Source organism: Tepidibacter thalassicus DSM 15285, assembly GCF_900129915.1.
In the GTDB taxonomy this organism is placed as follows: Bacteria; Bacillota; Clostridia; order Peptostreptococcales; family Peptostreptococcaceae; genus Tepidibacter; species Tepidibacter thalassicus.
This window is the reverse complement of sequence record NZ_FQXH01000005.1, coordinates 207433-223550: the sequence shown is the minus strand read 5'-3', so window position 1 is coordinate 223550 and position 16118 is coordinate 207433. Positions and strand designations below refer to the sequence as shown.

General features: G+C 27.4%; 15 protein-coding genes. All 15 read right to left on the bottom strand.

Annotation, left to right across the window (positions count from 1 at the left end; translation table 11 throughout):
- Positions 1–15: 15 nt before the first annotated feature.
- The 15 genes from nusA to BUA19_RS01115 all read right to left on the bottom strand — a co-directional run bounded on the left by nusA (position 16) and on the right by BUA19_RS01115 (position 16102).
- A complete protein-coding gene (nusA, locus tag BUA19_RS01185) occupies positions 16–1056 on the bottom strand; it encodes a transcription termination factor NusA (protein WP_072723045.1) in 1041 nt (346 codons plus the stop codon).
- A 15-nt stretch (positions 1057–1071) separates the two neighbouring features.
- Positions 1072–1530: a ribosome maturation factor RimP gene (locus BUA19_RS01180; protein WP_072723044.1), complete on the bottom strand. Its 459-nt coding sequence runs from the start codon at positions 1528–1530 to the stop codon at positions 1072–1074.
- Between the two features lie 131 nt (positions 1531–1661).
- A complete protein-coding gene (locus tag BUA19_RS01175) occupies positions 1662–5954 on the bottom strand; it encodes a PolC-type DNA polymerase III (RefSeq protein ID WP_072723043.1) in 4293 nt (1430 codons plus the stop codon).
- A gap of 63 nt (positions 5955–6017) precedes the next feature.
- The gene (gene ispG / locus BUA19_RS01170) at positions 6018–7073 is read right to left on the bottom strand and encodes a flavodoxin-dependent (E)-4-hydroxy-3-methylbut-2-enyl-diphosphate synthase (protein ID WP_072723042.1); all 1056 of its coding nucleotides are present in this window, start codon (positions 7071–7073) and stop codon (positions 6018–6020) included.
- A 3-nt stretch (positions 7074–7076) separates the two neighbouring features.
- Positions 7077–8072: an RIP metalloprotease RseP gene (gene rseP, locus BUA19_RS01165; RefSeq protein WP_072723041.1), complete on the bottom strand. Its 996-nt coding sequence runs from the start codon at positions 8070–8072 to the stop codon at positions 7077–7079.
- Positions 8073–8084: 12 nt separating this feature from the next.
- A complete protein-coding gene (locus tag BUA19_RS01160) occupies positions 8085–9236 on the bottom strand; it encodes a 1-deoxy-D-xylulose-5-phosphate reductoisomerase (protein ID WP_072723040.1) in 1152 nt (383 codons plus the stop codon).
- Between the two features lie 61 nt (positions 9237–9297).
- The gene (locus BUA19_RS01155) at positions 9298–10074 is read right to left on the bottom strand and encodes a phosphatidate cytidylyltransferase (protein ID WP_072723039.1); all 777 of its coding nucleotides are present in this window, start codon (positions 10072–10074) and stop codon (positions 9298–9300) included.
- Between the two features lie 10 nt (positions 10075–10084).
- Positions 10085–10819, bottom strand: coding sequence for an isoprenyl transferase (locus tag BUA19_RS01150; protein WP_072723038.1), 735 nt, complete (start codon positions 10817–10819; stop codon positions 10085–10087).
- Between the two features lie 33 nt (positions 10820–10852).
- Entirely contained in the window at positions 10853–11053 is a 201-nt protein-coding gene (locus BUA19_RS01145) for a hypothetical protein (protein WP_072723037.1), read from the bottom strand.
- 1 nt (position 11054) lies between these two features.
- Positions 11055–11612 (bottom strand): ribosome recycling factor, encoded by a 558-nt coding sequence (gene frr, locus BUA19_RS01140; RefSeq protein ID WP_072723036.1) that lies wholly within the window; start codon positions 11610–11612, stop codon positions 11055–11057.
- A 2-nt stretch (positions 11613–11614) separates the two neighbouring features.
- A complete protein-coding gene (pyrH, locus tag BUA19_RS01135) occupies positions 11615–12328 on the bottom strand; it encodes a UMP kinase (RefSeq protein ID WP_072723035.1) in 714 nt (237 codons plus the stop codon).
- 59 nt (positions 12329–12387) lie between these two features.
- Positions 12388–13302, bottom strand: coding sequence for a translation elongation factor Ts (gene tsf / locus BUA19_RS01130; RefSeq protein WP_072723034.1), 915 nt, complete (start codon positions 13300–13302; stop codon positions 12388–12390).
- A 56-nt stretch (positions 13303–13358) separates the two neighbouring features.
- Positions 13359–14072 carry a 30S ribosomal protein S2 gene (rpsB, locus tag BUA19_RS01125; protein WP_072723033.1) on the bottom strand — a complete coding sequence of 238 codons (714 nt, stop codon included), beginning with the start codon at positions 14070–14072 and terminating at the stop codon, positions 13359–13361.
- A 263-nt stretch (positions 14073–14335) separates the two neighbouring features.
- A complete protein-coding gene (locus BUA19_RS01120) occupies positions 14336–14692 on the bottom strand; it encodes a hypothetical protein (protein WP_072723032.1) in 357 nt (118 codons plus the stop codon).
- A gap of 9 nt (positions 14693–14701) precedes the next feature.
- Positions 14702–16102: a DUF342 domain-containing protein gene (locus BUA19_RS01115; protein ID WP_072723031.1), complete on the bottom strand. Its 1401-nt coding sequence runs from the start codon at positions 16100–16102 to the stop codon at positions 14702–14704.
- Positions 16103–16118: the final 16 nt, after the last annotated feature.

Here is a 16118-nt window from a genome sequence, read left to right as displayed (position 1 = left end):
TCGCCTCCTTTATAATTAATCTTGTTTAGCTTGACTTTCACTTTTTATATCAATCTTCCAATTTGTAAGCTTTGCTGCTAATCTAGCATTTTGTCCTTCTTTACCTATAGCTAAAGAAAGTTGATAGTCTGGAACTATAACTTTTGCACTTTTTTCATCTTCATTTACTTCTACAGATATTACTTTAGATGGACTTAATGAGCTCGAAATAAATTCAGCTGGATCTTGACTGTATTTAATTATATCTATTTTCTCTTCTTTAAGTTCATCAACTATATTTTTAACTCTACTTCCCTTAGGTCCAACACAAGCACCTATAGGATCTACATTACTATCAACTGAATGTACTGCTATTTTAGTTCTTGAACCTGCTTCTCTAGCTATTGATTTTATTTGAACAACTCCATCATATATTTCAGGAACTTCAAGCTCAAATAATCTCTTAACTAAACCTGGATGACTTCTAGATAAAAGTATTTGTGGCCCTTTTGTTGTCTTTTTTACTTCTAATATATATGATTTTATTCTTTGTCCTATTTCATATGTTTCACCTGGAATCTGCTCAGTCTGATTTAACACTCCTTCTATTCTTCCAAGTGATACATAAACTATTCCTTTGCTTATTCTAGCTACTATTCCTGTTATTATTTCACTTTCTCTATTTACAAATTCTTCATATATCACTTCTCTTTCTGCTTCTCTAATTCTTTGAACTACAACTTGCTTAGCAGTTTGAGCCGCTATTCTTCCAAAATTTTTAGGAGTTACTTCAAATTCTACTACATCTCCAACTTCATAGTTTACATTAAACTCTCTTGCCTCTTCTAATGATATTTCTAAAAAATCATTATCAACTTCTTCTACTACTTTTTTTTGAGAATATACTTTTACATCTCCATTTTCTCTATCAATCTCAATCCTGACATTTTGAGACGATCCAAAATTTCTTTTGTATGCTGAAACTAATGCCGCTTCAATTGTGTCTATTAATATGTCCTTAGAAATTCCCTTTTCTTTTTCTAATTGCTCCAAAGCTTCTATAAATTCTATATTCATTTCTTTTCCTCCTTATTAAATCTTTATAGATAATCTAATTATAGATACATCTTTTTTATTAAATTCAAGTATTTTTTCACCAAATTTTATTTTAATTACTCCATCAAATAATCCTAAAAGCTCTCCTTCAAATTGTTTTTTACCATCTAAAGACTTGTATAATTTAAGTTCAACATCTCTCCCTTTATATCTTTCAAAATCTTTATCTTTTTTTAATGGTCTATCAAGTCCAGGTGATGATACTTCTAAAAAATAATTTTCTTTTATTGGATCTAATTCATCCAACAATTTACTTAATTCTTCACTTACAATTTGACAATCTTTTAAAGATATTCCTCCCTCTTTATCTATATATACTCTTAGATATTTATGCCCTGCTTCTTGAACATATTCTATATCAACTAATTCAAAATTTTCTCTGTCAAGTATTGGAAGTACTATATCTTCTACTAATTTTTCTATATTTTTTCTCATTTGCAAACCTCCTTTATTCAATTGTAATGTTTTTTATAAAAGAAAGAGTGGGAATCTACCCACTCTATATTTTCACAAAACATATATTTTTCTATACTAGTATACCATATAATGTTTTTTTGTGCAACTTATCACAATAATGATAATTGATTTGTATCAGGCATATTTTTAAGACAACCATGTTTTTTTAAAGTCTCTATAACAGTTTTAGAAATTTTAGTTCTAATTCTTAAATCTTCTATAGATAAAAATTCACCTTTATCCCTTTCATTTACTATATTTACTGCAGCATTAGCTCCTACTCCTTGAAGCGCTATTAAAGGAGGTAATAACTTTCCATCTATTATTTTAAATTTTTTTGTATCCGATTTATACAAATCAACTCTTAAAATTTCAATGTTTCTCGCAAACATTTCTACAACAACTTCAAGCACAGTTAACATATTTTTTTCTTTCGCAGTAGCGCCATTACCTAATTTCTCTATTTCTTTTATTTTATCAATTACTGCATCTTTACCTTTTACAACTAATTCAGCATCAAAATCTTCAGCTTTAGTTGTAAAATACGTTGCATAAAACGCAGCAGGATAATAAACTTTACAATAAGCTATTCTAAACGACATCATAACATATGCAACAGCATGAGCTTTTGGAAACATATATTTTATCTTATTACAAGAATCTATATACCACTGAGGTACATTATTTTTTCTCATTTCTTCTTCATCTTCAGGAGTTAAACCCTTGCCTTTTCTAACCCTTTCCATAATTTGAAATGAAAGTTTTGGTTTTAATCCTTTAAATATTAAGTAATTCATAATATCATCTCTTGTAGATATAACATCCTTAAGAGTAACTACTCCATCTCTTACTAAATCCTGAGCATTGTTAAGCCAAACATCTGTACCATGAGAAAGTCCTGATATTCTAACAAGTTCTCCAAATGTTGAGGGCTTTGTATCTATAAGCATTTGCCTTACAAACTTTGTTCCAAACTCAGGTATCCCAAGACTTCCTATAGGACAATTAATATCTTCAGGAGTTACTCCTAAAGCTTCAGTAGATGTAAATATAGACATTGTTTTTTTATCATCCAAAGGTATTTTAGTAGCATCAATTCCCGTTATATCTTCAAGCATTCTTATTATAGTAGGTACATCGTGTCCTAATATATCAAGTTTAAGTATTCTTCCACTTATAGAATGATAATCAAAATGAGTCGTAATAACACCAGATGAAGAATCATTAGCAGGATATTGTATTGGCGTAAAATCATATATTTCTTTATAATGTGGAACTACCATAACTCCTCCCGGATGCTGACCTGATGTTCTTTTTACTCCTGTACACCCACTAGACAACCTATTAATTTCTGCTGATGTCGTAGTAATCCCATTTTCTTCTACATATTTTTTTACAAATCCATAAGCTGTTTTTTCTGCTATAGTACCAATAGTTCCCGCTCTATAAACATATCCTTCCCCAAATAAAACTTCTGTATACTTATGAGCATTCGATTGATATTCTCCTGCAAAATTAAGATCTATATCAGGTTCTTTATCTCCTTCAAAACCTAAAAATACTTCAAAAGGTATATCATGTCCATCTTTTATAAGAGGAATATTACAATTAGGACAATCTTTATCTGGTAAATCTGCACCTGATGTATAACTTCCAGTTTCAAAAAACTCAGAATAAAGACATTTTTCACATCTATAATGAGCAGGAAGAGGATTAACTTCGGTTATATCACTCATGGTAGCTGCAAATGACGATCCAACCGAACCCCTAGACCCTACTAAATAACCATCGGCTAAAGATTTTGTAACTAACTTTTGAGAAATTATATACATAACCGCATATCCATTATTTATAATGGAATTTAATTCTCTTTCAAGTCTATCCCTAACTACATCTGGAAGTGGATCTCCATATATTCTATGTGCTTTTTCATAGCACATCTTTCTTAAACTTTCTTCAGAACCTTCTATTATAGGAGGACATGTTTCATCTGGAATTGGTTTTATAACTTCTACATCGTCAGCTATTTTATTTGTATTTGTTATAACAACTTCTTTAGCTAAATCATCACCTAAATAACTAAACTCTTCAAGCATTTCATCTGTAGTTCTAAAATATAAAGGAACTTCTTCATTTGCACTATCAAACCCTTGAGAGTGTTTTAATATTTTTCTAAATATTTCATCATGAGGATCTAAAAAGTGCACATCTCCTGTTGCAACCACAATTTTATTGTATTTTTTTCCTAATTCTACAATTTTCTTATTAATTTCTTTTAATTCTTCATAATCTTTTACTATTCCTTTTTCTATCATAAACTTATTGTTGTCAAGAGGCATAATTTCTAAATAATCATAAAAACTTATAACCGTTTTTATATCATCTTCACTTTTGTTTTTTAATACACATTGATATACCTCTCCATTTTCACAAGCAGAACCAATCAAAAGTCCTTCTCTATATTTAGATAATATGCTTTTTGGTATTCTTGGATTTTTATAAAAATAATTAATATGAGACTCTGATATTATTTTATATAAATTTTTAAGTCCAATATAATTTTTAACAAGTATAGTTATATGATTTGTCCTTATCTTTTTATAATCTAATTTAGTAAATAATTCATTAACTTCATTTAAATTATTCACTCCTCTTTCTTTTAACATGTTTAAAAATTTAATAAATATATGAGCTGTTGCTTCTGCATCATCTACTGCTCTATGATGATTTTCTAATTTTATATTTAATTCTTTTGCAACTATATTTAATTTATATTTTTTCAAACTTGGAAGCAATTCTTTAGCAAGTGCTATTGTATCTATAGATCTGTTATTAAATTCAAGAGACAACCTATTACAATTTTCTTTTATAAATCCCATATCAAAATCTGCATTATGAGCAACTAAAACACTATCTCCTATAAATTCTAAAAATTTAGGCATTATTTCTTCAATAACAGGTTCATTTTTTACCATATCATTAGTTATACCAGTAAGTTCTTGAACTTTATAAGGAATTTCTCTTTGAGGATTAACCAAAACACTAAACCTATCAACTATTTCAAAATTTTTTATTTTTACTGCTCCTATTTCTGTAATTCTATCATTTTTATTAGAAAATCCCGTAGTTTCTATATCAAATACTATAAAACTTTGACTAAGAGGTAAATTATTAGGATTTTTTATTACTGGATTTGTATCATTTACCAAATACCCCTCTACACCATAAATAACTTTTATTCCATATTTTTTTGCCGCATTCATAGCTTCAGGAAATGCTTGAACTACTCCATGATCAGTTATAGCAATAGCTTTATGTCCCCATTTCGCTGCTCTTTCAATTAATTTTGAAGCAGAAGTAACAGCATCCATGGCAGACATTTGAGTATGAAGATGAAGCTCTACTCTTTTTTCTTCACTATTATCTATTTTTTCTTTCTTTTTAGACCTTTGTATATCAGAAATATTTATAATAAGTTCTTGTGAATAATTATCAAACAAAGCATTTCCTCTTATTTTTAAATAAGAACCTTTTTTTATATTATTTACAACATCATCCCTATTGTTTTCTCTTAAAAACAATTTACATTTTATAGAACTTGTATAATCAGTAATAGAAATTATAAGAAGAATTCTTCCACCTTTTAATTCCCTAGTCTCTATATCAAATACTTCCCCTCTTACAGAAACTCTACCTGTTTCTGGGGTAACGTTTTTAATCATTTCTACAGGATCTATATTGTCTTTCCCATATATCAAATCAGTTTCTTGTTTTTCAATTTTATTATTAATTTCTTTCTCGTTTTTTTCTTCTATCGCTTCCTTTATAGATATTATTTTTTTATTTAAAATTTCATTTGTTTCTTCCTCTTTTTTAGATATATACTCTTTTAAATTTAAAGTCTTTTTAGATTCTAAAATAAAATTAACATTTAAATCTAATCCCAATTCTTCATTAATAATATTTTTTATAGAATATGAAGCATTTTTTAACAACAACCTTTTATATAAAATTTCATCACTTATGTTTATTTCAAATAAATTATCTCTATATTTCCATTTTATTTCATCACATATACAATTAATAGAAGGTACCAACGACTTAATTACAAAAAATATATTATTCCAATAAGAACATAAAACATCATTTATATTATTCATATCTAAATCTATATACCTTACTTTTATCCTTATATCATTAAAATAATTTAATTTACTTTTTATTTCTGATTCTAATTTTTTCAACACATTAACTTTTAATATCTTTTTTGCTTCTAAAAACATATAAACAATTTTATCTTCTTTAAAGTACAATACTTTTTTTATAAATACATTTTTTAATGTAGAATCTAATTTTATATTATCCAATCCTACTCTTACTAAATATTCCTTTATATTTTTCATAACTTCCTCCCAGAAAGCTTTAATATATATCTACATTAACATAAAAATTCTAGACTAAAAAGTCTAGAATTTTTTTATTTCATCAATTAACTTATCTACCAAATATTCACTTTTTATTTTTCTTACAATTTGACCTTTTTTAAATAAAAGTCCCTCACCTTTTCCACCAGCAATTCCTATATCAGCTTCTTTTGCTTCTCCTGGTCCATTTACAGCACACCCCATTATAGCAACTGTAATATTTTTGTTCAAATTTTGTGTTTTCTCTTCTACATTAGAAACTATATCTATTAAATCTATATTACATCTACCACATGTAGGACAAGATATTATCTTCACTCCTTCTTTAATCAAACCTAAAGACTTTAATATTTCTTTTCCCACAAATATTTCTTCCTCAGGATCTCCTGTTAATGAAACTCTAATAGTATCTCCTATTCCTTTTAAAAGTAAATATCCTATTCCTATAGAAGATTTTATAGTACCTCTTTTTATACTTCCAGATTCAGTTATACCTATATGAAGCGGATAATTCACCTTTTTAGACATAAGCTCATACGCTTTTATTGTAATATGTATATCACTAGATTTTAAAGAAATTACTATATTATCAAAATCCATATTTTCTAAAACATTCACATGTCTCATTGCACTTTCCACTAAAGCTTCAGGAGTCACCTTTTTATATTTTTCAAGAAGATCTTTCTCAAGTGATCCACCATTCACTCCTATTCGTATTTTTATATTTCTTTCCTTTGCTTTTTTTACTATTTTTTTTACTTTTTCTAAATCTCCAATATTTCCAGGATTAATTCTAAGTCCATCTACTCCTTGTTTTATAGATTCAATTGCTAATCTATAATCAAAATGTATATCAGCTATTAAAGGAATATTTATTTTGCTCTTTATATCTGAAAGCTTAATTGCAGCTTCCATATCTGGAACTGCAACTCTAACAATATCACACCCTACTTCTTCTAACCTTTTTATTTGATTCACAGTAGAATTCACATCTCTTGTATCTGTGTTAGTCATAGACTGAACAGTTATAGGATTATTTCCTCCAATTTTAATATTTCCACATCTAACCTCTTTAGTTAATTTCCTCAAAAAAACCACCTTCTACTTTATTATTCTAGTAATATCCTTATAAGTAATAAATATCATCAAAATCATCAACGCTACAAATCCTATTAAATGTATTTTTCCTTCTTTTTCTGGATCAATTTTTTTACCTCTTATTAACTCTATTATTAAAAATATAATTCTACCTCCATCAAGTGCCGGTATAGGAAGTAAATTAAAAAGTCCCAAATTTATACTAATTGCAGCAGCTAAAAATATTAAATGTACTATTCCAGATTCAGCTGCCTGACCAACTACACTTATTATTCCCACAGGTCCAGTTACCTGTTCAAAAGATATATTCCCTGTTATAGCTTTTCCTAAAAAAATAATTATTTGATTTGAAAGGAACACAGTTTGATCTACAGCATATTTTAACGATAAAATTATATTTTTCTCATATTTAGGCTGTATTCCTATCATCATTCTCCCGTCTTTTTTTTCAGGAACAACATTGTAATTAAATATTTTTCCATCCCTCAAAACTTGTATATTTACACTTTTACTATCAGAAGAATTTATAACTTTCACTATATCATCCCAAGTATTAGTTTTAATATCATCAATTTTAATTATTTTATCTCCAGATTTAATTCCAATTTCCTGAGCCGGAAAATTTTCTATAGTATTTTTTATAGTTGTACTTGGAATTCCTTGATACATAAACATACCTACAAACAATAATATAGCAAGCACAAAATTCATAAAAGGACCTGCAAACAATATACTTATTTTTTGTAATATGCTTTTGTTATTAAAACTTCTAGGGTCATTTGATTCTTCATCTTCTCCTTCCATTCTAACATACCCTCCAAGAGGTAAAGCTCTTATTGTATATTCTGTTTCTCTGCCTTTAAATCCATATATTTTTGGTCCCATACCTATTGCAAATTCATGTATTTTTACTCCTGCTTTTTTAGCAACTATAAAATGACCAAATTCATGAAATAAAACAAGAATTCCAAATACTACAAGCGATATAACTATAGTCATTTTTTCACCTTCCTATTTTACAATTTCTTTAATAAACTCTCTACTCCAGTTATCTACATATAATATTTCCTCTAATGTAGGATTATTTACACAAGAATGTTTTTCAAGTGCTTTTTCTATATACAATGGTATATCATAAAATTTTATATTATCATTTAAAAATTCACTTACTAACACTTCATTAGCTGCATTTAAAACAGTAGGATATGTTCCCCCATTTTTTAAAGATTCATAAGCGAGTTTTAAACACGGGAAAGTATCCATATCAGGTTTCTCAAATGTTAAAGAACTAATTTTTACAAGGTCAAGCCTTTCAAAATTACTATAAATTCTATTCGGATAAGACAAAGCATATTGTATAGGTAACTTCATATCAGGATTTCCTAACTGAGCTATTACAGAACTATCCTTAAATTGAACCATTGAATGTATAATACTTTGAGGATGAACAAGTACATCTATATTATCTCCATCAATATCAAATAACCATCTCGCCTCTATTACTTCAAGTCCTTTATTCATAAGAGTAGCTGAATCGATAGTTATTTTTTTTCCCATACTCCAATTTGGATGCTTTAATGCTTCATTTTTTGTAACAGTTAAAAGTTCTTCTTTTGTCTTATTTCTAAAAGGACCTCCTGAAGCTGTTAATATTAATTTTTCAATACTCTTATTATCCTCTCCATTTAAGCACTGAAATATAGCACTATGTTCACTATCAACAGGAATTATATTAACTCCTTTTTCCTTAGCTTTTTTCATAACTAAACTACCAGCCGTAACAAGCGTCTCTTTATTTGCAAGAGCAATAGTTTTTCCTTTATTTATAGCTTCTAATGTAGGAATAAGTCCAATCATTCCAACCAAAGCTGTAATCAATATATCTACTTCTTCTAAAGAAGCTATAGCTTTCAACCCCTCCATTCCCCAATATATTTCTATATTTATGTTATTAGGCAAAATTTCTTTCAACTTTTTAGCTTTATCTTCATCATATACAGCAATTATTTTAGGCTTAAATTCTTTTATTTGTTCTAATAATTTATATATATTTGTATTTACTGCTAACGCTACAATATTAAAATCATCTTTGTTATTTCTTATAACTTCTAAAGCTTGAGTTCCTATTGATCCTGTTGACCCTAAAATAGCTATATTTTTCATATTATTCATCCCTTCTTATAATAAATCTAAATTAATATAATAGCTTCAGATTATTCTGAAGCTATTTAATAAAAAATAATATATAATAATATACAAAAGGAGCTGTAAAAATAATACTATCAAATCTATCTAATATACCTCCATGTCCAGGTATTAATTTTCCATAATCTTTTATTCCTAAAAATCTTTTTATAGAAGATGCAAATAAATCCCCAAACTGAGCAATTATACTTCCAATCAAACCTATTACAGCCATATGCAATAAATTTAAATTGAATAAACTTCCAAATAAAACGCACGAAAGAGAACTTCCTAATATTCCTCCAATACTTCCTTCCACTGTTTTTTTAGGACTTACTTCAGGTATTAATTTATTTTTACCAAAAAAATACCCACTAAAATAAGCAAATGTATCTGTCATCCAAGCTATTATAAAAACCAACCAAACATACTCATAATCACTTAATTTTGAAATTAACACTATATGATTTAAAAGATACGGTATATATAATATACCTAAAAAGGTTATACTCATATCCATAATATTATATTTTCTTAAAACTATTAATATGCATGCTACTAAAAACAGAATAAAACTTAAACCTAATAAATATTCATTACTAAATTTTAAAACTGAAAATATAAAAAATATTAAACACAATATATATCCTAACACATTAACCGAATTTAAATTTTTCTCCTTAAAAGCATCATAAAACTCCTTAAGTGCAATTAAAGAAACTATTAAAACTCCTAAATAGAGGGGAATTCCTCCATTTATCAATATAAATATTAAAAGCGGTAATAATATTATTGAAGATAGTATTCTAATAAACATATAATTCCCCCTATTTAAGTCCTCCAAATCTTCTTTCTCTATTTTGATATTCTAATATAGCAGCATATAAATGTTCTTTTTTAAAATCCGGCCAATATACATCTGAAAAGTAAAATTCTGAATAAGCTATTTCCCATAACAAAAAATTACTCACTCTATATTCTCCACTAGTTCTAATTAAAATATCAGGATCTGGCAGATTTTTTGTGTTTAAATAATTTTTAATAAAATTTTCATCTATATCATTTATAGATATATTACCTGTTTCATATTCTTTCAATATATTTACTATAGCATTTTTTATATCATTTCTACTTCCATAATTTAATGCCAAAGTAAGAACTAATCCACTATTGTTTTTAGTAAACTCCTTAGCTTTATTCAACTCATCTATTGCAACTTTAGGAAGATAAGAAATGTCACCTATTGTATTTAAAATAACATTATTTTTATGAAGTTCTTTAACTTCTTTTCTTAAATATTCAACTAATAAATTCATCAAAGTACTTACTTCTTCCTTAGGTCTTTTCCAATTTTCTGTCGAAAAAGCATACAATGTCAAATAATTAACACCCAAAGCACTGCATTCCTTGACAATTTCTCTTATAGTTTCAACTCCTGCTTTATGCCCAAAAGTTCGAGGTAAAAATCTTTTCTTTGCCCATCTTCCATTTCCATCCATTATTATAGCTATATGTTTTGGAATATTCTTTTTATCTATACTATCTAGTTCTCTTTTATTCATCGTTTTCCTCCAAGTAAATATTTTTCCAACTTCTTACTTTAAGAAGTCGGAAAAATATGTGATAACAAGTTCTATAATATTATCTTTTTCTTTTACCATAATTACTCTAGGAATTTTTAATGTTTCTTTATCCTTATGTCCTCTAATCTCTCTAATAACATATGTTATATTTTTTCTTTTAAGTATATTTTCTACTTCTTCAAGTTCAAGTCCTAAAAGATTTTTATAATCCAAATTAAACCTCCATAATTTCTTTTTCTTTCTTTTCTAAAAGTTCATCAACGATTTTTATATAACTATCAGTAATCTTTTGAACTTCATCTTGAGCCTTTTTCAAATCATCTTCTGTAAGCTCACCATCTTTTTGCATCTTTTTTAATTTATCATTAGCATCTCTTCTTTCATTTCTCAAAGCAACTTTAGAATTTTCTGCTGTTTTACTAGCAAGTTTAAACAGTTCTTTTCTTCTTTCTTCTGTAAGTTGCGGAATAACTATTCTTATAACTTTTCCATCATTAGTTGGATTAAATCCTAAATCTGCCAACTGAATAGCTTTTTCAATACTACTTAAAGCAGACATATCCCACGGTTGAATTACTAAACATCTTGGCTCTGGTGCAGATACTGTAGCTAACTGCTTAAGCGGAGTTGGTGCACCATAATAATCAACAACAACTCTATCAAGCATTCCAGGATTTGCTCTTCCAGCTCTTATAACTCCTAATTCTTCTTTTAAAACCGAAATAGTTTTTTTCATTTTTTCTTCTAAAGACTTATGCACTTCTAATCTCATAATTAATCCTCCTTTACAATCGTTCCAATATTTTTTCCTAAAACAACATCTATAATATTTTTAGAATTATTTAAACCAAATACCCTTATAGGTATTTTATTATCCATACATAAAGAAGTTGCAGTTGAATCCATAACTTTTAAACCTCTTTTTAAAACTTCTATGTAAGAAACACTGTCAAACTTTTTAGCTCTAGGATTTATCATAGGATCACTATCATATACCCCATCCACTTTTTTGGCTAAAAGTATAACTTCAGCTTCAATTTCAGCAGCTCTTAGCGCCGCCGCTGTATCAGTTGAAAAATATGGATTTCCTGTTCCTGCCGCAAATATAACTACTCTATTTTTTTCTAAATGTCTCATTGCTTTTCTTCTTATATACGGTTCTGCTATTTGTCTCATTTCTATAGCTGTTTGAACTCTAGTCAAAACCCCTATATTTTCTAAAGCATCTTGCATAGCTAAAGAATTCATTACAGTAGCAAGCATACCAATATGATCAGCAGTAGTTCTATCCATTCCTTCACTACTTCTTCCTCTCCAAAAATTACCACCACCTACTACTATAGCAATTTCCACTCCCATTTTATGTAATTCTTTTATAGAAAATGCAATTTCATTTACAATTTCATTATCTATTCCAAATCCTTTTTCTCCAGCTAAAGCTTCACCACTTAATTTTAATAATACCCTTTTATATATAGGTTTATCCATAAAAATCCTCCATTCAATATTCTTTTAAAAAAGAGAACACACATGTGTTCTCTTTTTTATTATTTAAGTTGCTTAGCAACTTCTTCTGCAAAGTTTTCTTCTTTCTTTTCTATACCTTCTCCAACTTCAAATCTAACTACTTTAGATATTTTAATTTCAGTACCCAATTTATCAGCAGTTTCTTTAATAAGTTTTTCTACTGTTAAATCTGGATTTTTTACAAATGATTGATCAAGTAAACACACTTCTTTTAATTGTTTATTTAACCTTCCAACTACCATTTTTTCAACTATTTCAGCTGGTTTTCCTTCATTTAATGCTTGTTGTTTTAATATTTCTGTTTCATGAGCTATGTAATCTTGATCCACATCATCTCTTGAAATATATTTTGGATTCATTGCAGCAACCTGCATAGCTATATCTTTACCTAAAGTAAATACCTCTTCAGAATCAGAATCTGTTTCTATAGCTACTAATACTCCTATTTTTCCTGCACCATGAATATATCCTGCAATTTTTCCGTTTTCAACTTCAAATATTTCAAATCTTCTTATATTCATGTTTTCTCCAATTGTAGCTATTTTAGAGTTTAAAACTTCTTGAACTGTTGTTTCAGTATCTAAATATTTTTCATTTAATAATTCTTCAACAGTTGACTTATTTGATGCTAAAGCTGTAGTTGCTATATCCTTTACAAACTGTATAAATTTATCATTTTTAGCAACAAAATCAGTTTCAGAATTCACTTCAACTATAGAAGCTTTTTTGCCATCTTCAGTCATACATATATCTACTAATCCTTCTGCTGCCACTCTACCTGCTTTCTTAGCAGCTTTTGCTAAACCTTTTTCTCTTAATAAATCTATAGCTTTATTCATATCTCCATCAACTTCAATTAAAGCTTTTTTACAATCCATCATTCCTGCACCAGTTTTTTCTCTTAATTCTTTTACCATTGCAGCTGTAATTGCCATATAATCGCCTCCCTATATATTATTAAAGGTAAGGGATTTTATCCCTTACCAATTTATTATTCTTGTACTTCTTCTACTTCATCTTCAACGCTTTGTTTACCTTCCGCCACAGCATTAGCTATTGTACTAGTAATAAGCTTAACAGCTCTTATAGCGTCATCATTTCCTGGAATTGCATAGTCAACCTCTTCTGGATCACAGTTAGTGTCAACTATAGCTACAACAGGAATGCCTAATCTATGAGCTTCTTGTATTGCTATCTTTTCTTTTCTTGGATCTACAACAAATAAAGCTCCTGGTAATTCAGGCATATCTTTAATACCATTTAAATATTTTTCTAATTTTTCTTTTTCATGTCTTAACTTTATAACTTCTTTTTTAGGTAAAACTTCGAATGTTCCATCTTCTTCCATTTTTTCTAATTCTCTTAATTTTTGAATTCTATTCTTGATAGTTTTGTAGTTAGTTAACATTCCACCTAACCATCTTTCATTGACATAGAACATTCCACATTTTTCTGCTTCTTCTTTTATAGCATCTTGAGCTTGTTTTTTTGTACCAACAAATAATATTGGCTTTCCAGTTTCAGCAACTTCTTTAATAAATTTATAAGCTTCTTCAATTTTCTTTACAGTTTTTTGTAAATCGATAATGTAAATTCCATTTCTCTCAGTAAATATGTACTGAGCCATTTTTGGATTCCATCTTCTTGTTTGATGTCCAAAATGAACGCCTGCTTCTAATAATTGCTTCATTGATATAACTGACATTTAAAATGCACCTCCTATGGTTTTTCCTCCGATTTAGTCATTTTCTTAAAAGACCATTTTTGGCACCATTTTAAGAATTCTAAATCGTGCGTAATATTTTCGCCTATGATAGTATAGCACATAGAAAGCAAATTTACAATATTTTTTTCCATTTTAATTTACTAATATTTTTATTATCTAAAATTATTTCAATTTTATTACAAGTATATCCATTTTCGATCTTAATATGCATAAAAATTCATTTAAAATCGTTTTCTTTATGCTTATTTTTTTAATTTTAATATTAAATCCACTTCACGTATACTTTTGTTTGTTTTTTTAGCTATTTCTTCTTTTGAATATCCTAACATATTTAATCTTTCAACTTCATTTGAATAAATAACTTCTTTATTTTTAAAATTCATTGTATACATTTGATTCTTTATAATATTATCTATATTTTTTACTTTTTCATCTAACTCACTTAATTTATTTTTTAATAAATCCCCCGAAAAATTATTTTTATATTCATTTGATGTATTAGTTGTATTTTCAAATTTAGAAAAAAATTTGATTAAAAAAAACAAACTTATAATACACGTAATCGACCCTAATAAAATAATTACGTAGTTTATATTCATGTTTTCCTCCTATACTACAGACTTTACAACAATATCTTTATTTTCAACATAAAATTTAGAACCTCTTATCTCTTCCCTTATATGCTTCGTTAAACTTCCTATGTTTATCTCCACTCCAGGATATATCTTTTTATTGACAACTATAACCCCTTTTTCTGAATTTTTAATTTCACAATTAACTCTTTGAATAGTGTCATTTAAAATCTTTAATCTTTTTGAAAGCTTATCACATAATTGTAATTTTTCTAAAAGTAAATTTTTTTCTTTTCTATCTAAAGTTCCTTTTTTTAATAAACTCTTATACGAATTTATAGCAATTGATAAAATTTTTAATTTTTTTTCAATATCTTCTTTTTCATCTAAAGAATATTTCATCTTGATTTTAAGTTTAGGATCAACTCCTGCTTCTAAATACGTTTTTGTTCCCATTGGAGATCCTATTATATCAGCTTCGATATTTTGTCGAGCATTTAATTCTCCACCTGCTATTAACCCTTTTTTACCATTTACAATTATACTTCCTCCACACATTATCTTACTATGAACTATAAAATCTGTAATTATATCTCCTTCACAAATGACTTTAGCATTTTCTATATATTTACAAATTAAATTTCCACTACAAAATATAACATTTTTATCACTACCTTGTATTCCACTTTTTACAAATAAACTTCCGTTTGCTTTTACAGTAGCACTTTCTATTACTCCATTAACTTCTATATCACCATCCGATTCCACACAAAATCCAGCTTTTATATCTCCATAAACCAAAATACTTCCATTAAATCTAATATTTCCAGTTAATGAATCTACATTCCCTTTTATATCTAAAACTGTATTAACACTTATTTTTCCATCTCTAAATTCAATTCTTCCTTCAGTGGTACTTATTGCTTTTAATCCATCTTTACTTATTTTTACATTTTTACCCAACTTAAAATTTACATCTTTACCTTTATTAGCTTTTATTTTTTCACCTTTTAAATTTATACCATCAAGTCCTTCTTTTGGAGGAATTTTTTCAGCTAATATCTGTCCTTTTTTTACATTTTCCACAAAATTTAATTCTTTAAAATCTATCCTTCCATTTTCATCAATTTTTGCTTTTCTCTCTCTATTAATATCAAAATAATATTTAATAAATCCATTCTCGCCAGTTACAGGTTTTAATCCATTTGCTACTTCTATTAATTTATTAAAATCTTTCCTCTGAATAGTATCATTTATCACTTTTTCATCTATTCCATATACAATATTATTTTCTTTTAAAAAATCTATTATATACTGTGTATCTAAATTTATGTTTTCTTTACTAGTTTTTATTTTTAAATAAGCTTTCATAAAATCACTAGTTACACTAAGTATTAATTCTCCCTCTTCAAATTTTTTATAAATATCTTTTAACACTATTCCCTCTCCTTTA